Here is a 24,651-nt window from a genome sequence, read left to right on the forward strand (position 1 = left end):
CTGTTCAGGTGAAGGATCTGCGGTACTGGTCGGGCGAGATGCCCATCCGGCGAACGAAATTGCGTCGCATGGTCTCGGCGGTGCCGAACCCGCAGCGCGCGGCGATCAGGGTGACGGTGTCGTCGGTCTCCTCGAGCTGACGTCGCGCCGCCTCGGTGCGGACCCGTTCGACGTAGGCACCGGGCGCCTCGCCCACCTCGCCGGTGAAGACACGGGTGAAGTGGCGCGGGCTCATCGCCGCGCGGCGCGCAAGATCTGGGACACCGTGCGCGCCACCGGGTTCGGACTCGATGGCCTCCTGGACGGCGCGGATGGGCTCGCGTTTGGCGCGCGGCATCCACACCGGTGCGGCGAACTGCGTCTGCCCACCCGGCCTGCGCAGGTAGAGCACCATCCAGCGGGCCACGGTCTGCGCCACCTCGGTGCCGTGATCGGCCTCGACCAGCGCCAGCGACAGGTCGATACCCGCCGTGACCCCTGCTGCGGTCCAGACGGTCTCCGAGCTCCGCACGAAGATGGGCTCGGGATCGACGTTGACGGCGGGGAACTCGTTGGCCAGTTGCGCCGCGAACGCCCAGTGGGTGGTGGCCGTGCAGCCGTCGAGCAGGCCCGCCTGCGCGGCGAGCAGCGCCCCGTTGCAGACGCTCACGACGCGGCGGGCGGTCTTGGCGACCGCCTGGATCCAGGCGATGACCTCGGGGTCGCGGCGCGCGGCGTCGGTGCCGAACCCGCCAGGGAGCACGACGGTGTCGATGCCGCGCCGCGGATCCGGCAGCAGGTGGGTGACGAGTTCCAGACCCGTACCGGTGCTGACGGGACCACCGCGCAGCGATACGACGCGCACGTCGTAGCCGTCGTCGAGTTCGCCGTGAGACAGCAGGATGCCCGTCGCCGCGTTGAGCACGTCGAATGGACCCACGAGGTCCAGGGCCTGAACGCCGTGGAAGCCGAGGATCACCACCGAGCGCTTCACGTGTTCAGTGTCGGCTCCCGTGGCGATGGCGTCTATGCCACGCACCCCACAGATCAGGACATCACGGGTTGTGCGCGGCGCCGAGCAGCGTGATGCGCAGCAGCTGGCGCACCACCGCCTGGGACTGTTCGGTGTATTCGTAGCCCATGAGTCGGCCCAGGTCGACCACGAGGGCAAACGCGGCGTGCACGGCGAACCGGGCCTCGGCCGGGGTGATCTCGGGCACCGCCTCGCACACCTGCCTGCCCCAGGCCTCCGTCGTCGCGCGCTGGATGTTGTGCAACGCCGCCTGCTCCTCGGCGGGCACGTTCATCCGCTCCGCGTAGTACACGTAGGCGATCTCCGGGTCCGCGAACGACCGACGGACATACGTGTCGACCAGGCGGCTGACGGCGTCGACGGGGCCGTCGGACTCGGCCAGGATCGTCGAGACATCACCTGACACCCGGTCGGCGGCCCGCCGATACGCCGCGGCCAGGATCGCGCTCTTACCTGTGAAGAACCGGTACAGGCTGGTGGTGGGCATACCCGCGGCGGCCGCGATGTCATCCATCCCGGTGTCCCGATAGCCGCGCTCGTGGAACAGCAGCATCGCCGCGGCCAGGATGCGCTCGTACTCCCCTGCCGCCGGGTGCACCACGGCCCGGGTGGCCGCACGATCCCGCGGCGCGGCCTCACCCGGCAGATCGATGTCTCGGATGTCACGGGCGATCCGGGTCAGCGTGGCGTGAATCTCGTTGGTGGACAATTGAGCCCGGTGGTCGGTGATGCTGCCGATAACGCTGAGCACGGCCGATGACAACGTCCAACGCTGCCGAGAATTGAGCTTCGGCCGCAGCAGCGACAGCGGGCGTTGCAGTCTGCGGTTGACGAGCTTGATCTGCGCGTTGAGGACTTCCTGGTCATCGTCGGAGAGGTAGCGGCCCTCCCACCGGTACAGGCCACCGCTCGTCCGGTTGCGCAGCGTTGTGTCGATGAGTTCGGTGACGATGCGGTCCCACAGCTGCTCCGGGTCGGCACCGGGCTCACCCTCGGACACGTCGTCGACGAATGCGGTGCACTCCACCAGTTGCTGGCCCAGACCCAGCACCGCGACCCGGAACAGGTCGTACTTGCGGGAGTAGTGCCGATACAGCGATGCCGCCGTGACGCCGACGCGGCCGGCGATGTCCTCCATGCTCACACCGTGATAGCCGAGTTCGCTGAACGCCTCGGCGGACGCCCTGGCGATCTGCTCCTTGCGATCCTTGGGTCGCCTGCGCCGCTCCGCGCCCACCTCTGGCGTTGCTGGCATGCCGTCAGACTAGGTCAGCGATGCCGTGCTCTGCTCAGCGTGCCAGCGGTAAACACTCGGCGATGCGGTCGATCCACCACTGCCGCCGATCGGGCGTTGCGGCAAGCGCGTGAAGACGGGCGGGGTCGGGCACCGTCGGGCCGACGGGCAGATGACCGTCCACGCCGACGAGCGGTTCGGCGACGTCCTCGGTGAACAGTCCGCCGGTACCCAACCCGCACGCATACGGCAGGTCGGGGAGGCAGGCCGCGGCCAGCAGTCCACGCGACATACCCACCGCGGAGTCCAGCGCGCTGGAGACCACGATCGGAATGTCGATCTGGGCGGCGATGTCCAGCAGTGGCCGCACGCCGCCCAGCGGCGCCACCTTGACCACCGCGACGTCGGCGGCCCTGGCCCGCACGACCCGCAGCGGGTCCTGCGCCTTGCGGATGCTCTCGTCGGCGGCGACCGGTACGTCGATGAGCTCTCGCAGTTCGGCCAGCTCCGCCACCGAGGCGCAGGGTTGTTCGAGGTACTCCAGCGGGCCATCAGCGGTCAGCGCGGCCGCGGCGGCGACGGCCTGTCGCACCGTCCACCCGCCGTTGGCGTCGACCCGCACGGTCGGAATCAACGCGCGCACCGCGCTGACCCGCGCGACGTCATCGGCCAGGGTCTGCCCCGGCTCGGCCACCTTGACCTTCGCGGTGCGGGCGCCGGGAAACCGGGCCAGCACCTCGGGGACACGGGCCGCGTCGACGGCGGGCACCGTCGCGTTGATGGGGATGCGGTCGCGCAGCGGGGTCGGGGGTTGGGTGTGGGCCGCCTCGATCGCCGAGGCCAGCCAGTGCGCCGCCTCGTGCGGACCGTACTCGAGGAAGGCGCCGAACTCGCCCCAGCCGCAGGGCCCCTCGATCAGCGCGACCTCGCGAACCTCGATACCGCGGAACCGCACTCGCATGGGCAGCGCGACGACGTGCAGACCGTCGAGAACGTCATCGATGCTGGGCTGCACGCCTCCATACTGCCCCGTCGTGGGGGGTGATCACGGCACTGGTGCAGAACTCGCGAGATTCGCGTCGACTTCTGCAGGAGAGTCGCGCACCGACACAATTCAGACGGCGGCGCGGACGAGTTCGTCGCGCACGGCGTTGCCGAGGTCCGAGGTGCTCGCAGACCCACCCATGTCGGGGGTGAGTGCCGAACCGCCGCGAGCCAGAACGGTTTCGACTGCCTGCAGTACCGCTACGCCTGCCTCGACCTCGCCGAGATGCTCGAGCATCATCGATGCGCTCCAAATCTGTCCGACCGGGTTGGCCACCCCGCGCCCCGCGATATCCGGCGCCGATCCGTGCACCGGTTCGAACAGACTCGGAAAGCGCCGTTCCGGGTTGATGTTCCCGCTCGGAGCGATACCGATGGTGCCGGTGCACGCTGGCCCCAGGTCCGACAGGATGTCACCGAACAGGTTGCTTGCCACCACCACGTCAAACCGGTCGGGATGCATCACGAAGTTAGCCGCCAGGATGTCGATGTGATACTTGTCGACGCGCACGTCGCCGTACCCCGAAGCCATCGCCTCCACACGTTCGTCCCAATAGGGCATCGTGATCGAGATTCCGTTGCTCTTCGTCGCCGACGTGAGATGCCTCTTTGGTCGGTTCTGGGCAAGATCGAAGGCGTACTTGAGGATTCGGTCGACGCCGGTGCGCGTCATCACGGTCTCCTGCATGACGATCTCGCGGTGGGTGCCCTCGAACATCTTGCCACCGATGCTGGAGTACTCGCCCTCCGTGTTCTCCCGGACCACGTAGAAGTCGACGTCGCCCGGTTCACGGCCGGCCAGCGGGCTGCGCACTCCCGGCAGCAGTCTCACCGGACGTAGGTTGACGTACTGATCAAAGTGACGCCGGAACTGCAGCAGGCTGCCCCACAGGGAAACATGATCAGGGACGACGGCGGGCCACCCGACCGCTCCGAAGAAGATGGCATCGAACGCACTCAGTTCGTCGAACCAGCCGTCGGGCAGCATCTGCCCCGTCTTGCTCCAGTAGTCCGCACTTGCGTAGTCGAACTGCTCGATGTCGACGGCGAAATCGAATGCTGAGGCCGCGGCTTCGAGCACCTTGACGCCCTCGGGCATGACTTCCTTGCCGATGCCATCGCCCGCGATGGCGGCGATTCGATGGGTTACACCCATGGTGTTGCGCTCCAATCTCAGCCGTACCGTGTTAGCGATTACCACCGTATTCGGCAACAAGCCACACCAGTAGGGCGCCGGCAGCAAGATAAAGTTGCCCGATACGACATAAGACGAGGAGCCACCGTGAGCACGTCCGATGACGTCGCGTTCTTCGAGGTGGTCGCTCGATCACCCAGTCTCACCGAGGTGGGCCGGGAGATGGGCATCTCGGTCTCGGCGGTCAGCAAACGACTGGCGCACCTCGAGAAGCGGCTCGGCGTGCGCCTCGTGCAGCGCAGCACCCGACGGCTGACCCTAACGATGGAAGGCGAACGCTACGCCGCGGGCGCGGCGGTGATCGCAGCGCAGTTGGCCGAGCTCGAGGAATCCGTCACGGGTAACTACTCGCAACTGCGTGGGCGCATCCGGATTCACTCGTCAGTCGGCCTTGGCAGAGCGCATATCGCTCCCCTGCTGGCGGAATTCGTCGAGCAGAACCCGCTCGTCCAGGTCGACGTCGAACTATCCGCCAAACCCTTCGCCACCGCGGGTACGCCATTCGATATTGCGATTCGCGTTGGCGCTCTGCAGGACTCGCGGTTGACGGGAAGGAGACTGCACCCGAACCGACGGGTCATATGCGCGTCCCCGCAGTATCTGCTGCGACACGGAACTCCTGAGTCGATCAGCGACCTCGATCACCACAACTGCATCGTCCTACGCCAGGACGAGGGCGACTTCGCGCTGTGGCGGTTCGGAGGCGAGGGGAACGAGATGTCAATTCGCGTGGCGGGAAACATGATCAGCAACGACGGTGACATCACGACGCAGTGGTGCCTGGACGGTCGCGGGCTGTTGATGCGCTCCTTGTGGCACGTTCGGCCGATGCTCGACGCCGGAACGCTCGTCCAGGTGCTTCCAGACATCGAGACACCGCCCGCCGACATCCACGCCGTCTACTCGGCCACTCCGGAACCACCCCGCAGAGTGCGAGCGGCGGTGGACTACCTACAGGACCGGCTCGGCGACCGTCTCCGCTGACAACGTGGATTCCGTTGCCGTACGCACACTCACCAGCCGCGTTCGGCGAGCCGATGCGGCTGCGCGATGTCCTCGACGTTGATGCCGACCATGGCCTCACCCAGCCCGCGCGACACCTTGGCCAGGACGTCGGCGTCGTCGTAGAAGGTGGTGGCCTTCACGATTGCCGCGGCGCGGGCGGCGGGGTCACCGGACTTGAAGATGCCCGAACCGACGAAGACACCCTCTGCGCCGAGCTGCATCATCATCGCGGCATCGGCCGGGGTGGCGATGCCGCCGGCGGTGAACATCGTGACGGGCAGCTTGCCGGCGCGAGCCACCTCGACCACCAGGTCATACGGTGCCTGCAGTTCCTTTGCGGCGACGAACAACTCGTCGGTCGACAGGGAGCTGAGCCTGCGGATCTCGCCGAGGATCGTGCGCATGTGGGTGGTCGCGTTGGAGACGTCGCCGGTGCCGGCCTCACCCTTGGAGCGGATCATCGCCGCCCCCTCGGTGATGCGGCGCAGCGCCTCGCCCAGGTTGGTCGCGCCACACACGAAGGGAACCGTGAACTTCCACTTGTCGATGTGGTTGGCGTAGTCGGCCGGGGTGAGCACCTCGGACTCGTCGACGTAGTCCACGCCGAGGCTGGCCAGGATCTGCGCCTCCACGAAGTGACCGATGCGGGCCTTGGCCATCACAGGGATGGTGACCGCGGCGATGATGCCCTCGATCATGTCCGGATCGCTCATCCGCGATACGCCACCCTGGGCTCGAATATCGGCGGGCACGCGCTCGAGCGCCATGACGGCGACAGCGCCTGCGGCCTCTGCGATGCGAGCCTGCTCCGGGGTGACGACGTCCATGATGACCCCACCCTTGAGCATCTCGGCCATACCGCGCTTCACGCGGGCCGATCCCACCGTCTTATCCTCTGCTGCAGCAGTCATTTTCACTCTCATCAGCATTCGACGAAACTCACAGGAACATTGATCGCAAGCCCACCGGTGGAGGTCTCCTTGTACTTGGTGAGCATGTCCGCGCCCGTGCTGCGCATGGTCTCCAGAACCTGGTCGAGACTCACCCGATGGGTACCATCGCCGCGCAGCGCCATCCGGGCGGCGTTGATCGCCTTTCCCGCCGAAATGGCGTTGCGCTCGATACAGGGCACCTGGACCAGTCCGGCGATGGGGTCACACGTCAGTCCGAGGCTGTGTTCCATGGCGATCTCGGCGGCATTCTCGGTTTGTTGGGGCGTGCCGCCGAGGATTTCGGCCAACCCGGCGGCTGCCATCGACGCTGCCGAGCCGACCTCGCCCTGACAACCGACCTCTGCCCCGGAGATCGACGCCCGTTCCTTACACAGGGAACCGATCGCGCCGGCGGTCAGGAGGAAGCGCACTGCGGTGTCGTCCGGGTCGCGGCGGCCACACTCGGTGTAGTGCATCGCATAGTGCAATACAGCCGGGATGATGCCGGCCGCGCCGTTGGTCGGCGCGGTGACGACGCGACCACCGGAGGCGTTCTCCTCGTTGACCGCCAACGCGACCAAATTGACCCAGTCCTCGGCGAACTCGGGCCTGCGATCGGGATCCTCGGCCTGCAGTTGCTCGAACCACCGGTGGGCCCGGCGGCGGACCCGCAGCACGCCCGGCAGCAGTCCGTCACGTTGCATACCGCGGTTCTGGCACTCGACCATCACGTCACGGATGTGCAGAAGTCCGTCACGGACCTCACGTTCGGTGCGCAGCGTGCGCTCGTGAGCGAGCATGATGCCGCCCACCGACAATCCGAGAGTCCCTGTCAGCGCGAGCAGTTCCTCTGCGGAGCCGAACGACACCGCGCCGCGGCTGGGTGCGGTGGGCTGCGCACTCTCCGCCTCCGTGACGACGAATCCGCCACCGACCGAGTAGTACGTCTGCCGATGCACCTCGGCGTACTCGCTCGTGAAGGCGATCAGCCGCATCCCGTTGGGGTGGAAGGGCAGGCTGATCTGCGGGTGCAGATTGATCTCATCCTCGGCCAGGGCAATCGCGCGCTCGCCGCCCAGCCTGATCCTGCCGGTGTTTCGCATGGCCTGCAGACGCAGTTCCATGTCGTCGGTGTCGATCTCCTCCGGACGGCAGCCCTCGAGTCCGAGGAGGACCGCAGGCAGGGTGCCGTGTCCGGCCCCGGTTGCAGCAAGCGATCCGTAGAGGTCGACGCTCACGCAGGTGACGCTGTCGATCACCGCAAGCAGACGCAGATCGTCGACGAACCGCGCCGCGGCGCGCATCGGGCCCACCGTATGGGAACTGGACGGTCCGACACCCACCGAGAACAGGTCGAACACGCTGATGGTCATGCTCTTACAGTCCCGGATAGAGCGGGTACGCATCGGCCAATGAGCGCACGCGAGCGGCGAGGTCGGTGGTGTCGCCGCCCTCCTCGGCGATGAGTGCCTGCGCGATCAGCTCAGCGACGATCGCGAAGTCGGCGGTGCTGAAGCCTCGGGTCGCCAGCGCGGGTGTGCCGATGCGGAGTCCCGACGTCACCATCGGAGGCCGCGGGTCGAAGGGGACCGCGTTGCGATTGACCGTGATCCCGATGGCTTCCAGTCGATCTTCGGCTTGTTGACCATCGATGGCGGCGTCTCGCAGATCGACCACGACCAGGTGCACGTCGGTGCCACCGGTGACGACGGCGATGCCGGCCTCCTTGGCGTCGGCGGCGCTGAGGCGTTCGGCGATGATTCTCGCCCCGTCGATGCAACGCTGCTGGCGCTCTCGGAAGTCGGGCTCGGCGGCCATCTTGAATGCCGTTGCCTTGCCGGCGATCACGTGTTCCAGCGGACCGCCCTGCTGACCGGGAAACACCGCCGAGTTGATCTTCTTGGCGATGTCGGCGTCATTGGTCAGGATGATCCCACCGCGCGGCCCGCCCAGTGTTTTGTGCGTGGTGGAGGTGACCACGTGCGCATGCGGCACCGGTGAGGGATGCAGACCTGTGGCGACCAGTCCGGCGAAGTGCGCCATGTCGACCATCAGGTAAGCGCCGACCTCATCGGCGATCTCGCGGAAGCGCGCGAAGTCAAGCTGACGCGGATAGGCCGACCATCCCGCGATGATGAGTTGGGGACGGTGTTCGCGCGCCGCGGCCGCGACCTCATCCATGTCGATGAGGTAGTCCTTCTCCGAGACTCCGTAGGCGGCAACCTTGTAGAGTTTGCCGGAGAAGTTGATCTTCATGCCGTGGGTGAGATGTCCCCCATGTGCCAGGGACAGGCCAAGAATGGTGTCGCCGGGCTTGATCAACGCGTGCATCACCGCGGCGTTGGCGGTGGCACCCGAATGCGGTTGCACGTTGGCGTACTCGGCACCAAAGAGCCCTTTGACGCGGTCGATCGCCAGCTGCTCGATCCCGTCGACGTGTTCGCAGCCGCCGTAGTAGCGGCGCCCCGGGTATCCCTCGGCGTACTTGTTGGTCAGCACGGAGCCCTGGGCCTGCATGACCGATACCGGCGCGTGGTTCTCCGACGCGATCATCTCCAGGCCGGTGCGCTGGCGCTCCAGTTCCCTGCCGATAAGTGTCGCAACGTCTGGATCATATTCCGCCAGTGATTGATTCAGGGCACTCACGCTGTCGCCTCGTTCTTCGCCGCGTACTCGGCAGCGGTCAGAAGCGTTCCCGTTGCGGTTGCCTGCACGGCGAACAACCAGCCCTCGCCGTACGGGTCTGCGGTGATGATGCTGGGGTCGCTCTTGACGGCCTCGTTGATCTCGACCACCCGACCGGTGACCGGCGGAAACAGTTCGGACACCGTCTTGGTGGACTCGACTTCACCACAGCTCTCGCCTGCGACGATCTCAGCGCCGACCTCGGGCAGCTCAACGTAGACGAGTTCGCCGAGTGAGTCCGTGGCGATGGAGGTGACACCGACGCGCACGGGTCCATCAGGCAAGTCCGCGCCGGGTGGCAGCGAAACCCACTCGTGTTCTTCGGTATAGCTACGGTCGTCGGGAATGGTGTCAGACATGCGGTCTCCTTGAGGGGGTTGTGGACGCTGGTCGTCAGGACCGGCGGTAGAACGGGGGGCGCACGACGGTGAAGGGCTGCTTCGTGCCGCGGATATCGACGCTGACTTCGGTGCCGGGTTCAGCGAGCGCGGTGTCGACGTAGGCGAGGGCGATGGGGTAGCCCAGTGTCGGGGACAGTGCGCCGGAGGTCACGGTGCCGACCGGCGCTTCACCGCTGTCGAACACCGAGTACCCGGCGCGCGCGGCGCGGCGGCCACCGCCGGTGAGCCCGACGAGTTTCTGACCGATCGGCGCCTCGGAGGCTTGCTGCAATGCGTCCCTGCCCACAAATGGCTTGTCCAGCTTCACCACTCGTCCCAGTCCCGCTTCGAAGGGGTTGGTGTCGCGGGTCAGTTCGTGGCCGTAGAGCGCCATGCCTGCCTCCAGGCGGAGACTGTCGCGGCACGCGAGCCCCGCTGCGGTGCCGCCATGCTCGGTGGTGGCGGCCAGCAGTGCCTGCCAGAGCGCGACCGCCTGGTGGTTGGGCACGTACAACTCGAAGCCGTCTTCGCCGGTGTAGCCGGTGCGGGCCAGCAGGACGTCGATCCCGGCCACCGTCGCCGGTGTCGAGGCGTAGTACTTCAGGTCTTCGACGAGCGCCACCTGCTCCGACGGCACGAGTTGGGTGACGATGTCCTGGGACTTCGGCCCCTGGACCGCCAGCAGCGCGGTCTGGGACGACTGATCGTCGACCTCGGCGGCGAACCCCTTCACCCGGTCGACCAGTTCACCGGACACCGCGGCGACGTTCGATGCGTTTGCGACGACGAGGAATTCGTCGTCGGCCAACCGGTAGACGACGAGATCGTCGATGACCCCGCCTGCGGTGTCGCACAGCAGGGAGTACTTCGCCTTGCCGACGACAACCTTGGACAGCTCACCGGCCAGGGCGTGGTCGAGCATGGCGTCGGCTTGGGCGCCCCGGATGTAGATCTCGCCCATGTGGGACAGATCGAACAAGCCTGCGGTGGATCGGACGGCGCGGTGCTCTGCGAGCTCGCTGACGTACTTCAACGGCATCTGCCAGCCGGCGAAGTCGGTGAAGTGGGCGTTCAACGCCTGGTGTTCGGCGAGCAACGGGGACGCTGGTGACGTGGTGGTGGTCATACGAGGGCTTCCTCGAGGTCGGGAGTCGGAGTCGAAACAGTCGTCATTTCAAAGGCTTCTGGTGCTGGGCAGGAGCAGACCAGGTTGCGGTCGCCGTGGACGCCGTCGATGCGCCGCACCGGCGACCAGTACTTCGCTGCCCGCAAGGTCGCGACGGGGAAGGCGGCGAGCCGGCGCGAGTACGGCAGATCCCAGTCGTCGGCCACGATCTGCTCAGCGGTGTGGGGCGCCTGGCGCAGGGGGCTGCGTTCCAGTGGCCACACGCCATCCCCGACGCTGTCGATCTCGCCGCGGATCGCGATCATGGCGTCGATGAACCGATCGAGTTCGCCGAGATCCTCGGACTCGGTGGGTTCGACCATCAGTGTCCCGTTCACCGGGAAGGAGAGCGTCGGAGCGTGGAACCCATAGTCGATCAGCCGCTTCGCGACGTCTTCGGCGGTGACGCCGGTCTGCTTGGTCAGACCGCGCAGATCCAGGATGCACTCGTGCGCAACCAGACCGGTGGGCCCCGTGTAGAGCACGGGGAAGTGCGGATCTAGCCGCGCGGCGACGTAGTTGGCGGCCAGCACTGCCATCTTCGTGGCGTCGGTCAAACCGTCCGCTCCCATCAGCGCGATGTAGGCCCACGTGATGGGCAGAATGCCCGCCGAGCCGTGGTTCGCCGCCGAGACTGGGCTCCCCGCGGCACCGTCGCCGAGTGGGTCACCCGGCAGGAAGGGGGCCAGGTGCGCGCGCACGGCGACCGGGCCGACGCCCGGTCCACCACCGCCGTGGGGTATGCAGAACGTCTTATGCAGGTTCAGATGTGACACATCGCCGCCGAACCGTCCTGGCTTGGCCAGGCCCACCAGGGCGTTGAGGTTCGCCCCGTCTACATAGACCTGTCCGCCGGCCCGGTGGACGAGTTCGCAGACGGTACGAACGTCCTCCTCGTAGACTCCGTGCGTCGACGGGTAGGTCAGCATGATCGCCGCGACACGGCCCTGGTGACTGGCAAGTTTGGCCTGCAGGTCGTCCGAGTCGATGTTGCCATTGGCGGCGGTGGCCACCACGGCGACCCGCATTCCGGCCAAGACCGCCGAGGCGGCGTTGGTGCCATGCGCCGACTGCGGGATGAGGCACACGTCCCTGTCGAATTCACCACGGCTGTCGTGGTAGGCCTTGATCGCCAGCAGCCCGGCGAGTTCGCCCTGCGACCCGGCATTGGGCTGCAACGACACGTTGTCGTACCCGGTGATCTCGGAAAGCCAGGTCTGCAGGTCGGCGATCAGCTTCTGATAGCCCAGCGTCTGATCCCGAGGTGCATGCGGGTGAATACCGGCGAAGCCCGGCCAGCTGATCGGCTCCATCTCGACGGCGGAGTTGAGTTTCATCGTGCACGACCCCAGCGGGATCATCGTCCGATCCAGCGCGAGGTCCTTGTCCGACAGTTTCCTCAGGAAGCGCATCATGGCGGTTTCGGAGCGGTGTGCGTGAAAAACGTTGTGCTGCAGGTACGCAGTGGTGCGAAGCGCGGCGCTAGGCAGCTGCCACTGGGCGGCGTGGGGTTCACCGGCACCGAACACGGCCGTGACCTTGGCGACGACCTCGTCGGTGGTGCACTCGTTGCAGGCGATCGCAACGTGGTTCGCATCGACGAGACGCAGGTTGATGCCCGCGAGTTCGGCACGTACGACGATGTCGCGTGCCTGACCCGGCACGCGGACCAGGACGGTGTCGAAGATTGCCTCGTGAACCACGTGGTGACCGGCGGCGTGCAGGCTCGTCGCGATGGCCCTGGCGTGAGCGTGCACGCGTTTGGCGATGGCGCGCAGACCTTCTGGGCCGTGGTAGACCGCGTACATCGCCGCCACGTTGGCCAGCAGCGCCTGCGCCGTGCAGATGTTGCTGGTCGCCTTGTCACGTCGGATGTGCTGTTCGCGAGTCTGCAGGGTGAGCCGGTAGGCCGGGGCTCCGTCGGCGTCGATCGAGACGCCCACCAGCCTTCCCGGCAGCATCCGCTCAAGACCGTCGCGCACCGCCATGTAACCGGCGTGCGGTCCGCCGAAGAACAGCGGCACACCGAAGCGCTGCGCTGAGCCCACCGCGATGTCGGCGCCCTGTTCGCCGGGCGGGACCAGCAGGGTCAACGACAGCAGGTCGGCCGCGACGGCGGCCAACGCGCCACGCTGGTGAGCTGCGGTGATCAGCGGCTCGAGGTCTCGGACGACACCGCTGGCACCAGGTGCCTGCAGCACGAGACCGAACAGGTCCCCATCGGGTAGGCCGTCGCCGAGGTCGGCGACGAGGACATCGATGCCGACAGCGGCGGCTCGGCCACGGACCACGGCCAACGTCTGGGGCAGGCAGTCGGCATCGACGACGACCCGGGCCACATCGGACTTCGCCTTGTTGGCACGACGCATGAGCAGGATCGCTTCCACCACGGCGGTGGCCTCGTCCAGCAGCGACGCTCCTGCCAGCGGTAGTGCCGTCAAATCCTCGATGACCTGCTGAAACGTAAGCAGTGCTTCGAGTCGGCCCTGGGAGATCTCCGGCTGGTACGGGGTGTAGGCGGTATACCAGGCCGGCGATTCCAGCATGTTGCGCCGCAGCACTGCCGGTGTGATGGTGTCGTGATAGCCCAGCCCGATCATCTGCACGCGGGTGTGGTTCTGGGCGGCCAGTGCGCGCAGATCCTCCAGGACCTGCTGTTCTGATCGCGCCGCCGGCAGGTGCATGACCTCGCGGTTTCGGATCTGCTGAGGTACAGCGGCGTCGATCAGCTCGTCGAGGGACGGGTATCCCAGTGTGTCGAGCATGTGGTGCGTGGCCGAAGCGCTCGGTCCGATGTGCCGGGATGGGAAATCGCCTGCTGAGGCGGTGATTTGCGCCGTGTGGCGAGAACTGGCTGACACGAGGTGGCTCCGGTTTCGACAGTGCCCGGACCGCACCGGACATCGCTAAAAGGACACCTCCCCGCTCTGTCCTGAAACCTGAGAGTCTGCGCGCGCCTTCTCGGCGGGCTCTACACCTTCGGTAAGTACCGGCTGTGAGACCGGTCCTGTTCTCCAGAGTTGCCTCTGCGCGGCGGTGCTGGGGCCTGAGAGATTCCCGGGGAGGAATTTGCTCCTACGGCGTCTCCCGAAGGAGATTCTCCCGCTGCGCATCAATGGCGTATTGAGTTGTGGTGGGTGACGCTACACACCACGCCATGGTTTGTCACTACCGAAGTTCGGACGGGTTCGACGCGGCGTCCGTCTTGCCAACGACGATGTTCGTTTGGCATCGTGCAGGGTGTCGTTTCCGTGACCGCACACGTGCGAACGCCTCTAGGACTATCTGGGAACCGCGTGGTCCCCCGTCCAGTTCATCTGTCTCGCTGAGACTTCCGATCCCAATGACCTACGTCCGCGCGACGTTCGCCATCACATTTGCCGTGCAAGGAGCACCATGTCGGTCAACAATGAAGGGCGTCGTCTTCTGCGCCTGGAGGTCCGCAACGCCCAGACTCCCCTCGAGCGCAAACCCCCGTGGATGAAGGTGTCGGTACGCACCGGCCCGCAGTACCAAGAGCTGTTGAGCCAGGTGAAGGAGCGCAAACTCAACACCGTGTGCCAAGAAGCGGGTTGTCCCAACATTTTCGAGTGCTGGGAGGATCGTGAGGCGACTTTCCTGATCGGCGGTGACCAGTGCACCCGGCGGTGCGACTTCTGCCAGATCGACACAGGCAAGCCGACGGCGTTGGACCGCGACGAGCCCAGACGCGTCGCCGAGTCGGTGGCCACCATGGGCTTGCGCTACGCGACCGTCACCGGTGTTGCGCGCGACGACCTGCCCGACGGCGGCTCTTGGCTGTACGCCGAGACAGTTCGACAGATTCACCGACGCTGCCCGGGCACCGGAGTGGAGGTACTGATCCCCGACTTCAACGCCGACACCACCCAGCTGAACGAGGTCTTCTCCTCCGCCCCAGAGGTTCTGGCGCACAACGTCGAGACTGTCCCTCGGATCTTCCGACGCGTACGACCCGGCTTCAGCTACAAGCGTTCGCTGCACGTGATCACCATGGCGCGCGAAGCGGGCCTGCTTACCAAGTCCAATCTCATTCTCGGGCTTGGCGAAACCACCGAGGAGGTCGTCGCGGCCTTGACCGACCTGCACGGGGCGGGATGCCAACTCGTCACTATCACGCAGTATCTTCGGCCTTCGGCGCGTCATCATCCCGTGCATCGCTGGGTCAAACCCGAGGAGTTCATCATGCTCGAATCGATCGCGCGTGAGATCGGACTCCTGGGCGTCATGTCTGGCCCGCTGGTCAGATCGTCCTATCGTGCGGGTCGCCTCCACGCGCAAGCGGTAGCCGCGACGCAATGAGGTCGCCCGGCGAAGGTGTGGTCAACGCGCTAGATAGCCGCCGTCGACAGCAAGGACTGCTCCGGTCGTGAAGGAGGCATCGTCGGACGCCAGATAGACGACCGCACCAGATATTTCGGACACATCGGCGCGGCGCCCCATCGGGGTGCGCTCGATGACACTGCCCCGTGGGTTCGTGCGGTTCATATCCGTCTGCACGCCGCCAGGGCAGATCGCATTCACACGTACGCCGTCTGGCGCGAGTTCGATTGCGGCGACCTTGGTGATTCCGATAAGCGCTGCCTTGGTTGCGCAGTAGGCGACGTAGCCTGCTGCACCCACCAGCCCATAGGTGGAAGCGATGTTGATGATCGATCCGCCGTATGCGGCCTTCATCGCCGGGGCCACCTGTTGTATGCCGATCAGAGGGCCGGTGGTGTTGACCGCGAAGGCGGTGTTCCACTGGTCGAGCGGCTCCTCCAACAGAGCGTTGGTGTGCACGACGCCCGCATTGTTCACGAGAACATCGAGACGACTGGTGATTTCGACAGCGTGACCGACCGTCGTGGCCCAGTCTTGCTGTGACGTCACGTCCAAATGTCGGAACTCGCAGTTGAGCCCCTCCTGCTGCAGCCGACCCGCTGCCTCGGCACCGACGTCGTCGAGAACGTCGGCCATGATCACGTAGGCGCCCTCCCTGGCAAGTCGTTCCGCATGTGCGGCACCCATGCCTCTGGCGCCACCCGTGACAATTGCTGTCTTACCGAGTAAACGGCGTCCGTTCACCATCTGTGCTGACTGCTTCATGCACTTTCCCTCACTGGTTCTCGTCGTTTCACTCGTCTTCGGGACTGCGGATGACCCGTTCACACACCTCGAACTGCGCCAATGTGGAGAACGCGTGAACCATTGCCTCCAACCCGACGCGGACAGATGGACGTCCGTCGTCTCGCCTCGTCAACGCGAGAATCTCCCGCTTGAGCGTCGGCAACACAGGAAGGACGGCAACGCGGTCAGGCACCCAGGCGCGGATGAGGCGAGGTATGAGAGCTGCCGCAAGATTGTTGGACACGAGTTCCAGCTGGGCCGAGAAGTCCGGCACCTCGAAGGGAATAGCCGGTTCCAGGCCGGCTTTTCGCAACGTCTGCTCCAACCAGGTATGGAACACCTCATTCCTCCGCCAGGTGACCCACGTCATGTCCGCCAGGTCGGCAAGCGTCACGCCATCGGCGGTGGCGTGCGGGTGACCCGCCGCGAGTGCCACTTCAACGACGTCGTCATGGAGGTGTTGGTGCACCACATCGTCTGGTAGATGCAGCGGCATTGTCACCAGACTCTCTGCAACCACCAGGTCGACCTCGTTTCTTCGCAAGGCGTGTAGCAAAGCGTCGGTGGTACCTGAGCGGTACGAGAGATCGAGCGCCGGATGGTGTGAGCGCAGATGGCTGATGGCCTGTGGCAGCACGATTCGGCATGCGGATGGAAACGAGCCGAGCCGCAGTTCACCGATGGCGTCGTGTTCGAGGGATGCCAGGGCGTGCTCCGCCTCCGCCATCAACGACAGGATTGTGCGTCCTCGACGAACCAGGAGTCGGCCCGCGTGGGTCAGTTGAACGCCACGGCCGACGTGCTCGAGTAGCGGTACACCCAGTTCGTTCTCGAGTTTGGCTAGTTGTTGGGATACACCAGACGCGGTGATATGAAGCCGGACGGCGGCCGCCGAGATCGAACCATGATCAGATACGGCGCACAGCGTCCGCAGCCGGTCAGTGTTCAACACGTAAGTAGTCGTGCATGATTCACCTCTGAGATGGTTGATTGTGCGGGTGCCTCGGTCCCCGCAGAATTGGCAGAATGGCAGTAAGACCCTCCGCGATCTCATTGAACGGCGAGCCGCGCGCACGAGGTGGAATCGATCCGCGGACCGCGGTCATCATCGGCTCGCTATTCATTTCGATGACAGGCGTCTTCATTGACATGTCCGGTGTGTCACCGTCCACGTCCACAGCCTTTCGCTGCCTTCTGGCATTGCCGTTCATCGCACTTCTTGCCCTATACGAGATCCGTAGACAGGGTTGGATTCCATGGCGCACAGCCGGTTTCCATTTCCTGGCCGGCGCGGCGTTGGGTATCGACTTCGCCTTGTGGACTCAGTCGATGCACCTCATCGGCACCGGGATGGCTACCGTCATCACCAACGTGCAGGTCGTCCTGGTCCCCGCGATAAGCTGGGTGCTGTTCCGCACCCGCATTCCGCGGCGGTTTGTGCTCGTCACACCGTTTCTGATGGCAGGCGTGGGCCTGGCCAGCGGCGCTTTCCGGGCGCAGGCACCTGGTGGTGTTCCCCTGTTGGGCGCCAGTCTCGCCTTGGCGGCCGGAATGGGTTTCGCCACATACATTTTGATCGCAGGCCGCGCCGGCCCCGCTGGCCGACCCGCCACAAAGCTTTTTGTCATCACTGTCGCGGCTGGATTGACGGGAGCGCTCGCGGGGCTTCCGTTCGGAGGATTCGAGTGGACGCCCGGCTGGCCTGCGATGGGCTGGCTGCTGGCGCTTGCTGTATGCAGCCAGGTGTGCGGTTGGATGTTGGTGGGATCTGGCCTAGCACGGCTACCCCCTTTCGTCGGTGCATCACTTCTCATGCTGCAACCTGCTCTTTTCGTTGCGACAGGCATGCTGATCCTGGGCGAACGCCCCTCGGCGAGTCAGCTTTTAGGCTGCACCCTCTTGATTGGCGCGGTGTGGGCCGTCTCGGTGTACCGCGCCAGAGACCACGACGTCGACTGACCCATGCCTGGGCTCGCCGAGCCCACTGCCGGACGGCAGGTGTGGTTCACCCGCAGAGCGCGCGCGCAGGGTTGTGGACCAGCAGCTGTTCGACTTCGGAGTCGTTGAGTCCCGCTTCGATGAGGGCATCTCGGAACACTGTCGGCACGAACGTGAACCCGCAGCCGCCGTATGCACTCAGGTCGTCCAGCGTGCACACATCGTGGCTGAGAAGAATTCGTGACAGATAACCTGCTCTGCACAGGTCGACAACCCAGTCAACTCTTCGTCGAAGCTGATCACCGAGCACGCTTCGAATTCCGTCGAACTGGACCCACGCTCCCGACTTGGCAATATCGATGTGATACTCGGGGATCGGCACCGAGTCGCAGTGCCCAATGATCACGTGAGTCGGGTCCACTCCTTCCGATTTCAGGATGTTGAGCTGCTCGATCCCCACCGGCCATCTCGCGGCATGGGTCGTGATAACGCTGCCCGTCCTCAGATTGGCTCGAGCAGCCGCTCGGAACGAACGCTCCTCGGCAGCCGAGATGAACCACTTGTCGCTGCCGATTTCGCCGATGATTCCGGCTCGGACGGTCGTTCCGGGGAAGCCCTCCTCGAGATCACGCACGAGCAAGCTCGCTATCTGGTCCACCGAGTGCTCGTCGAACCACTGCTTGTCCAGATAGGGGTCTCGATAGTGACCCGTGCCGACGACGATGTGCACCCCGGAGTCGCGCGAAAGTGACTGCAGGTCAAGGATGTGAGCCACTCCGCGGGTATGTGAACCCTCAGCATCATTCGCGCCCGCGCGGTAGACCAGCGCCGGATCCGCTGCGGCGCCTTTGGCCAACTCACCCGATGTCAGCTCGACGATTGTCCGACCGCCTGCCTTTCTGTACTCCTCAAGTTCCGCCAGGAGCACGTCACGGTCGTGGACGAGACCGATGCGGCGTTGCTCTCGCATTTGGTTGATCATGAGGTGCTCGTGCATCAGGGTCAGGCCGAGTTCAGCACTGTCTATCTCACCGTCAATTGTTGTCACAGCGGACATTTAGACCTCCTCTTCCGCTCGTCGGTCATGTCCCGGGGCAGTCTCTCGCAGGGTCAGTACCGCGACGAGCGTGACGATCGCTGCGGCGATGCAGAAGAAGGCGGGAGCCACGGAGGCACCGGTCACCTCCCTGAGGTAGGCGACAACAAAACCCGCCGTTCCGCCGAATATGGCGACCGCAAGGCCGTACGCAATTGAGATGAGGCTGTATCGCGTTTCCACGGGCATCATCTCGGTGATCGCCGTGGTGAAGGGGCCCGCGTACATGCCGATCGATACCGCCATCAGCACCAGCCCCAGGAATGCAAGACCAGCCTGACCGCTGGTGACCAACCAGAAGGCCGGAAGCACCACAACCGCCATCGCCACGCTTCCGGCCAGCAGTACCGGGCGCCGCCCCACTCGATCGGACAGTGCTCCGAAGGCGCCGATGAGCGCGATCTGAACGACCAGTGAAGCGCTGTACATCACGCTGACCGTCGTGGCGGGCAGATCGCCGAAGGTGACGATGAAACCCTGCATGTTGACGTAGGCATAGTTGGCGATCGTGAAGCCGACCACCAGTCCAGCGCCCTGCAGCACCCGCAGCTTGTGCGTCTTTGCGACAACCGCCAAGGGGTTGGATTCCCGCACGACCTTCTCGCTGGTGAACGCCGGTGTGTCGGCGAGCCGCCTGCGCATCCAGAACCCCAGCATCGCGACGAAAACGCCTGTGACAAAAGGAATCCGCCAGCCGAAGTCAGACATCTGCTCTTCAGAGAGGGTATGGAACAACACCGCGACCAGGGCAGCACCCATGAGGTTGCCGAAGATCAGCGCCATGTAGTGGATGCTTCCGTAGAGACCCCGGCTCCTCCTCGGCGCGTACTCGACGATGAACGCAGCGCCACCAGCGAACTCGCCGCCGGCCGAGAATCCCTGCCCGATACGGGCCAGTACCAGGATGATGGGCCCCAGGATTCCGGCGGCCTCACGACTGGGCGCCACTGCGAGCAACAACGTCGACAGCCCCATGATGATGATCGTCAGCGCCAATGCCCTGTGGCGTCCGTACACATCGCCGATGTGGCCGAAGAACAGCGCTCCCAAGGGACGGAACAGGAACCCCACGCCGAACACGGCTACCGCGGCCAGGAACGAGTGCGTCGGGTTGTCGCTGTCGAAGAACTGTGCGCCGATGACGGTCGCCAGCGCGGCGTACACGCTGAAGTCGAACCATTCCAGAGCAGTGCCGATCGCGCTGGCCGAAATCGCTCGACGCCTGCTCTGTGTGGTGGTCAGTGCGTCGTCCGCGAGAGATGCGGCCATCAGAGGACCGTACCCGCTTCCGACCGACCGGTTGTCTCCAGCGCGACGGCCGCAGCGTCGATGGCACGCTTGATATCCGCCGCGGAGACGTCGAGGTGGGTAACCGCCCGCACTCGCCGGGGCCCCTTGGCGTTCATGATCACACCGAGATCAAACAGGGCTCGTTCGAAACCTGGAGCGTCCGGCACTTCGAAGTAGACGATGTTGCTCTCGACGTGGGCGGGGTCGAGGTCGACACCGTCGAGCTGAGCCAGACCTTCGGCCAGTGTGCGCGCGTTGTCATGGTCGTCCTTCAGCCGGTCGACGTTGTGATCCAGCGCGTAGAGGGCCGCCGCGGCGATGATGCCGGACTGCCGCATGGCACCGCCCCACATCTGCTTGTACCGCCAGGCTTCATCGATCATCTCGCGGGAGCCGACGAGCACAGCTCCCACCGGAGCGCCGAGCCCTTTGGAGAAGTCCAGCCACGCGGTGTCGAAGATGCCGGCGAACTGGTCCGGCGCGGAGCCGCTGGCCACCGTGGCGTTCAGTAGCCGTGCCCCGTCGAGGTGGGTGGCCACATTGTGCTGCTTGGCCACGTCCACGACCGAGCGGATCTGGTCAACCGTCCACACCCGCCCCCCTCCCGCGTTGGCTGTCTGTTCCACACACAGCAGGGCGGTCCGCGGGGAGTAACGGCTCGTACGCCGGATGGCCGAAGTGACCTGTGCGGCGCTGAACACTCCTCGATCGCCACGCAGTCCGGTGAGCACGACGCCCGACAGCGCGGCCGGACCACCGGCCTCGGCATTGATGAGGTGCGAGGAGGCGTCGGCGAGGACCTCGTCTCCCCCGGTGCCAGTGTGTAGCCGGACCGCGATCTCGTTGCACATGGTGCCCGATGGGAGGAATACGCCGGCCTCATGGCCCAACAGGTCGGCGACTCGCTCTTCGAGCGCTCGGGTGGTGGGGTCGCTGAAGGACTGCTCGTCGCCCACAACCGCATTGGCGATCGCTTCTCGCATCGGCTTGGACGGCCGCGTCTGCGTATCGGATCCGAGATCGACAACGTTGCTGGCAGCGGCAGTGTGTGTCGCTGAAGTCATGAACACTCCTTGGTGGTGGTTACGGGTGCTGTCAATCGGCTTGAGCGTGCTCAGCCGAATACGCTTGCCGACTCCGAGTGGGCACGCGGTGCTTGCAGTGAGAACCGAGAGGTCGTCGGGGCGCCCCCGGCGAGCAGATTGGCGGCTTCGGCCCCGATCATGGGCGCGTGCTTGAACCCCTGGCCAGAGCCGCCGCCGACGATCCACCAGGACGTCTCCCCGGGCAGCCGGTCGATGATGAAGTCGCCATTGACTGACATCTCGTACTGATTGGTCTCGGATCCGGTGACCGGTCGGTCAGCGAGGCCCGGGAAGTGTTCGCTCAGATAGCGACGCAGCCACGCCAACGTAGCGGTGTCCGCGAGCCGGTCGCCGCAGTCGAGATCCGCTTCCACGAATTCGCGGTCCGTGTTGATCTTGATTCCGCGGCCAGTCAGGTCGCCACTGCCGTACACCATCGACGTGCGGTCGAGCCATAACGGCATCTGATCAAGCCCGAGCTGCGCGCCACCGAAGTAGTAGATGTGTTGGCGCAGTGCGGTGACCGTCACATCGTCGAAGAGCTGGCCGAGCCAGGGCCCGCAGGCCCATACGACGTGATCTCGCTCGATGTGCGAACCGTCCGCGAGAACAACCCGACCGTCGGCTCCCGGCCGCGCGTGTGACGTCGCAACGGTGACCCCCTGCTCACGGCACCTGGCCACGATCGCCCGCACTGAACGGCGCGCATACAGAAGACCGGCGTCAGGCTCGTGCAGCCCCCGTCTGAATCCACGGATAGCTGTTCTGCCGTATATGCTTTGGATCTCATCGGTGTCGAGCCACCGATACTTCGCGCCGCAGCGCGCCAATGTCGATGCTGATGCTGTCTCCCAGCCGTCATCCTCGCCGTCACGAATCAACCAGGTGGCCCCTGCGGTCGCCTGGAGCGGCTCATGCCAGCCGCGGTCGAGTTCCTGCCAATGGTGCACCGACTGCATCGACCATTCGGTCAACAGCTCATCGGAACCGTGGGCGAAACGGATCGTGCGGCTCTCGCCGCCCGAGGACGCCCGGGCGTTACCCGGTGCGAACTGATCGACGAGTGTGACCTCAAAACCTCTCGACGCCAGCGCCGATGCCGTCCAGCTACCGAGAATGCCCGCGCCAACGACCAGGACACTGCTTTTCGTCACTTGGGTACCTCCAACGGGGGAATCGCTGCCGCGGGGAGGGTCCGGGTCAGGAACTTACGCGTACGGTCATCGTTCGGCTGCGTCAAAAGCTCTTTTGCACTGCCGATTTCGATGACTTTGCCACCTTCGAGATAGGCAACCAGGTCGCTCACCTCATACGCGAAGGACATCTCATGGGTGACCAACACCATTGTCATGCCGTCCTTGGCCAGGCCCCGGATCACAGCGAGGACGCTGCCCACGGTTTCGGGATCCAAAGCGGCAGTGACTTCGTCGAGAAGCAGCAACTGGGGATTCATCGCCAACGAGCGTGCGATGGCTACCCGCTGCTGTTGACCGCCGGACAGCTGAGAAGGCCAGTGGTCGGCCTTCTCAGCCAGCCCGACGTGTTCGAGCTGCTTCCTGGCGATGTCGCGGGCTTCCTGCTTACTGCGTTTCAGTACTTTGCGCGGGCCGACGGCGACGTTGTCAATCACCCGCATGTGAGGGAACAGGTTGTAGCTCTGGAAGACCATTCCGACGCTGGTTCGCAGGTCGTCGAAATTGGTGTCCTTGTCCATCCGGCGGCCGAGTATGTCGATGCTGCCAGAGTTGGCCTTGGCCAGTCCGTTCATGGTGCGCAGCAGCGTCGATTTACCACAGCCGGAACGCCCGATAAGACACAACACCTGCCCCTTGGCGACGTCCAGATCGATCCCGTTCAGGACTGTGTTGGATCCGTACGCGACTGACAGGTCACTGATGCGGACCGCGAGCGGGTTCACAGCCTTCTGTTCAATGTTGGTCATTGCATTGCACTTTCGGGAAGAAACTTTCCGAGATGCCGTTCTGCACGCCGGATCGCGAAGCTCAACACGCTGGTCATGACGAAGTAGAGCATGGCAACGAGAATCCATACCTCGAACGCCCTGAAGGAGTTGGCGATGATGATCTGGCCCTCTCGGGTCAGCTCGGTCACGCCGACGACAGCCAACAACGAGGTGTCTTTGAGACACATGACCAGTTGGTTGCCGATCCCAGGAAGCCCGTGCAGCAGCGCCTGCGGTGCGATGACGGTCCGCAACGACCGGCTCCACGACATCCCGAGTGATCGCGCGCTCTCGTATTGCGCGACGGGCACTCCCTGAATGGCACCCCGGACCACTTCGCTGATGTAGGCGCCGTAGTGCGCACCTATCGCGATGAGCCCAACTGTCGTCGCCGGCAGCGCTTCTCCGGTGATGATAGGGAGACCGAAGAACAGGAAGAAGATCTGCACGATCAGCGGTGTCCCGCGGATGACCTCGACGTAGCAGAGCACCGCCGTCTTGAGGACGGGCACCTTGAACGCCGTCACCGTTCCGCACACCGACCCAATCACTAGGGCGATAAGGCTGCCAAAAACGGTGAGAAATAACGTGACCTGCGCGCCGTCGAGGAGGGCCGGAAGGGACTGCAACCAGAAGTCCAGTAAGTTCGGCATGTGGGCGCCTAGTCGAGATTGCCTGGCAGGGACGAAGCCTCAGGTTCTTTACCGAAGTACTTCTGGTATATCTTCGAGTAGGTGCCGTCCTCCACCATTGCCAGCAAGCTGGTGTCGATGGCTTCCTTGACGTCGGGGCGGTCCTTCGGCACGGCGTAGCCGTAATTGTCTTTGGTCAGCAGAGGCCCGCGGACCTCCAGCTTTCCCGCCCCCTGCTTGGCGATGAAGAAGTCGAGGATTGCCCCGTCGTTGGCAACAGCATCGTCGACGCCACTGAGTACCGCAGCGAGCTGGTCGTTGGTGGTGTTGTAGCGATGAATTTCAATTTCGGCGGCGAACGGCAGCTGTTCCATGTAGAGCGAGTTGTTGGAGCCCGTCTTCACCGCAACGCTGCGACCCTTGAGGTCTTCGACACTCTGTACCGGTGAATCCGGCCGCGTCGCAAGGACAATGCCGGTCCGGAAGTAGGGCGTCGAGAAGTCCACCACTTCCCTACGCTTGTCCGTGATGGACATCGACGCTGCACCGATCTGGGCCTGGCCGGCCAGAAGCGCGGGTAGCACGCCGTCGAACGGGAGAGGCTTTTGCTCCAGAGTGAACCCCGACCGCTTCGCGACCTCATCGATGACGTCGACGTCGAAGCCTGACAGTGTGCGGCCTTCCACGGAGATGAAAGGAGGACTGTCGGCGTCGTAGGCGACCGCGATGGTCTGCCCTCTCAGCCCTTCCGCAGAGCGTTCGGACGGCGAACTCCCGCAGCCCGCCAGCGCGAGGGCACTCGCTGCGGCGAGCGCGAGTAGAGCCTTGGTGGTTTTCATGGCACTGTCTCGTTTCTGTTGTGGACGTT

At 65.0% G+C, this 24,651-nt stretch carries 22 protein-coding genes and 1 riboswitch; of the genes, 3 read left to right on the top strand and 19 right to left on the bottom strand.

Going from position 1 to position 24,651, the window contains the following annotated elements; all coding sequences use genetic code 11:
* Window positions 1-4: 4 nt before the first annotated feature.
* The 4 genes from ABIA65_RS20920 to ABIA65_RS20935 all read right to left on the bottom strand — a co-directional run bounded on the left by ABIA65_RS20920 (window position 5) and on the right by ABIA65_RS20935 (window position 4,446).
* Entirely contained in the window at window positions 5-973 is a 969-nt protein-coding gene (locus ABIA65_RS20920; RefSeq protein ID WP_354524790.1) for a GlxA family transcriptional regulator, read from the bottom strand.
* 61 nt (window positions 974-1,034) lie between these two features.
* Window positions 1,035-2,267, bottom strand: coding sequence for a TetR/AcrR family transcriptional regulator (locus tag ABIA65_RS20925; RefSeq protein WP_354524791.1), 1,233 nt, complete (start codon window positions 2,265-2,267; stop codon window positions 1,035-1,037).
* Window positions 2,268-2,301: 34 nt separating this feature from the next.
* Complete coding sequence (locus ABIA65_RS20930) at window positions 2,302-3,261, bottom strand: o-succinylbenzoate synthase (RefSeq protein WP_241401039.1); 960 nt, start codon at window positions 3,259-3,261, stop codon at window positions 2,302-2,304.
* Between the two features lie 99 nt (window positions 3,262-3,360).
* Complete coding sequence (locus ABIA65_RS20935; protein ID WP_241401040.1) at window positions 3,361-4,446, bottom strand: tartrate dehydrogenase; 1,086 nt, start codon at window positions 4,444-4,446, stop codon at window positions 3,361-3,363.
* A gap of 126 nt (window positions 4,447-4,572) precedes the next feature.
* Here ABIA65_RS20935 and ABIA65_RS20940 point away from each other — a divergent pair, with 126 nt between their 5' ends.
* The gene (locus ABIA65_RS20940) at window positions 4,573-5,469 is read left to right on the top strand and encodes a LysR family transcriptional regulator (RefSeq protein WP_354524792.1); all 897 of its coding nucleotides are present in this window, start codon (window positions 4,573-4,575) and stop codon (window positions 5,467-5,469) included.
* 29 nt (window positions 5,470-5,498) lie between these two features.
* On the opposite strand, the gene pdxS is transcribed toward ABIA65_RS20940, so the two are convergent.
* Genes pdxS through gcvP form a run of 6 tightly spaced genes read right to left on the bottom strand, consistent with a single transcriptional unit; the run spans window position 5,499 to window position 13,417 of the window.
* Entirely contained in the window at window positions 5,499-6,401 is a 903-nt protein-coding gene (pdxS, locus tag ABIA65_RS20945) for a pyridoxal 5'-phosphate synthase lyase subunit PdxS (RefSeq protein ID WP_354524793.1), read from the bottom strand.
* Window positions 6,402-6,412: 11 nt separating this feature from the next.
* Window positions 6,413-7,795, bottom strand: coding sequence for an L-serine ammonia-lyase (locus ABIA65_RS20950; protein ID WP_354524794.1), 1,383 nt, complete (start codon window positions 7,793-7,795; stop codon window positions 6,413-6,415).
* A 4-nt stretch (window positions 7,796-7,799) separates the two neighbouring features.
* Window positions 7,800-9,068, bottom strand: a complete 1,269-nt coding sequence (gene glyA / locus ABIA65_RS20955) for a serine hydroxymethyltransferase (RefSeq protein ID WP_354524795.1) — start codon at window positions 9,066-9,068, stop codon at window positions 7,800-7,802.
* Entirely contained in the window at window positions 9,065-9,466 is a 402-nt protein-coding gene (gcvH, locus tag ABIA65_RS20960) for a glycine cleavage system protein GcvH (protein ID WP_241401044.1), read from the bottom strand. Before gcvH ends, glyA begins: the two co-directional genes overlap by 4 nt.
* 34 nt (window positions 9,467-9,500) lie before the next feature.
* Window positions 9,501-10,613 (bottom strand): glycine cleavage system aminomethyltransferase GcvT, encoded by a 1,113-nt coding sequence (gcvT, locus tag ABIA65_RS20965; RefSeq protein WP_241401045.1) that lies wholly within the window; start codon window positions 10,611-10,613, stop codon window positions 9,501-9,503.
* Window positions 10,610-13,417, bottom strand: coding sequence for an aminomethyl-transferring glycine dehydrogenase (gcvP, locus tag ABIA65_RS20970; RefSeq protein ID WP_354524796.1), 2,808 nt, complete (start codon window positions 13,415-13,417; stop codon window positions 10,610-10,612). The genes gcvT and gcvP overlap by 4 nt, the downstream gene beginning before the upstream one ends.
* 259 nt (window positions 13,418-13,676) lie before the next feature.
* A riboswitch (glycine riboswitch) is annotated at window positions 13,677-13,767 on the bottom strand.
* 281 nt (window positions 13,768-14,048) lie between these two features.
* Between gcvP and lipA the strand changes: the two genes are divergently transcribed.
* Entirely contained in the window at window positions 14,049-14,972 is a 924-nt protein-coding gene (gene lipA, locus ABIA65_RS20975) for a lipoyl synthase (RefSeq protein ID WP_354524797.1), read from the top strand.
* 21 nt (window positions 14,973-14,993) lie between these two features.
* On the opposite strand, the gene ABIA65_RS20980 is transcribed toward lipA, so the two are convergent.
* The gene (locus ABIA65_RS20980; protein ID WP_241401048.1) at window positions 14,994-15,758 is read right to left on the bottom strand and encodes an SDR family NAD(P)-dependent oxidoreductase; all 765 of its coding nucleotides are present in this window, start codon (window positions 15,756-15,758) and stop codon (window positions 14,994-14,996) included.
* 28 nt (window positions 15,759-15,786) lie between these two features.
* Entirely contained in the window at window positions 15,787-16,731 is a 945-nt protein-coding gene (locus ABIA65_RS20985) for a LysR family transcriptional regulator (RefSeq protein ID WP_354524798.1), read from the bottom strand.
* 101 nt (window positions 16,732-16,832) lie between these two features.
* Here ABIA65_RS20985 and ABIA65_RS20990 point away from each other — a divergent pair, with 101 nt between their 5' ends.
* Window positions 16,833-17,738 (top strand): DMT family transporter, encoded by a 906-nt coding sequence (locus tag ABIA65_RS20990; RefSeq protein ID WP_241401050.1) that lies wholly within the window; start codon window positions 16,833-16,835, stop codon window positions 17,736-17,738.
* 46 nt (window positions 17,739-17,784) lie between these two features.
* Here the strand turns inward: ABIA65_RS20990 and ABIA65_RS20995 are convergent, their stop codons facing one another.
* The 7 genes from ABIA65_RS20995 to ABIA65_RS21025 are packed head-to-tail and all read right to left on the bottom strand — an operon-like array spanning window position 17,785 to window position 24,622.
* Entirely contained in the window at window positions 17,785-18,774 is a 990-nt protein-coding gene (locus ABIA65_RS20995; protein ID WP_241401051.1) for a phosphotriesterase family protein, read from the bottom strand.
* Entirely contained in the window at window positions 18,775-20,082 is a 1,308-nt protein-coding gene (locus ABIA65_RS21000; RefSeq protein ID WP_354524799.1) for an MFS transporter, read from the bottom strand.
* Complete coding sequence (locus ABIA65_RS21005) at window positions 20,082-21,167, bottom strand: threonine aldolase family protein (RefSeq protein ID WP_354524800.1); 1,086 nt, start codon at window positions 21,165-21,167, stop codon at window positions 20,082-20,084. The genes ABIA65_RS21000 and ABIA65_RS21005 overlap by 1 nt, the downstream gene beginning before the upstream one ends.
* Window positions 21,168-21,217: 50 nt before the next feature.
* Window positions 21,218-22,342 carry an NAD(P)/FAD-dependent oxidoreductase gene (locus ABIA65_RS21010; RefSeq protein ID WP_354524801.1) on the bottom strand — a complete coding sequence of 375 codons (1,125 nt, stop codon included), beginning with the start codon at window positions 22,340-22,342 and terminating at the stop codon, window positions 21,218-21,220.
* Window positions 22,339-23,130, bottom strand: coding sequence for an amino acid ABC transporter ATP-binding protein (locus ABIA65_RS21015; protein WP_354524802.1), 792 nt, complete (start codon window positions 23,128-23,130; stop codon window positions 22,339-22,341). The genes ABIA65_RS21010 and ABIA65_RS21015 overlap by 4 nt, the downstream gene beginning before the upstream one ends.
* Window positions 23,127-23,804: an amino acid ABC transporter permease gene (locus tag ABIA65_RS21020; RefSeq protein ID WP_241401056.1), complete on the bottom strand. Its 678-nt coding sequence runs from the start codon at window positions 23,802-23,804 to the stop codon at window positions 23,127-23,129. Before ABIA65_RS21020 ends, ABIA65_RS21015 begins: the two co-directional genes overlap by 4 nt.
* An 8-nt stretch (window positions 23,805-23,812) precedes the next feature.
* Entirely contained in the window at window positions 23,813-24,622 is an 810-nt protein-coding gene (locus tag ABIA65_RS21025) for a substrate-binding periplasmic protein (RefSeq protein WP_241401057.1), read from the bottom strand.
* Between the last annotated feature and the right edge of the window lie 29 nt (window positions 24,623-24,651).

The organism is Mycolicibacterium sp. 624 (assembly GCF_040548615.1).
Taxonomy (GTDB): domain Bacteria; phylum Actinomycetota; class Actinomycetes; order Mycobacteriales; family Mycobacteriaceae; genus Mycobacterium.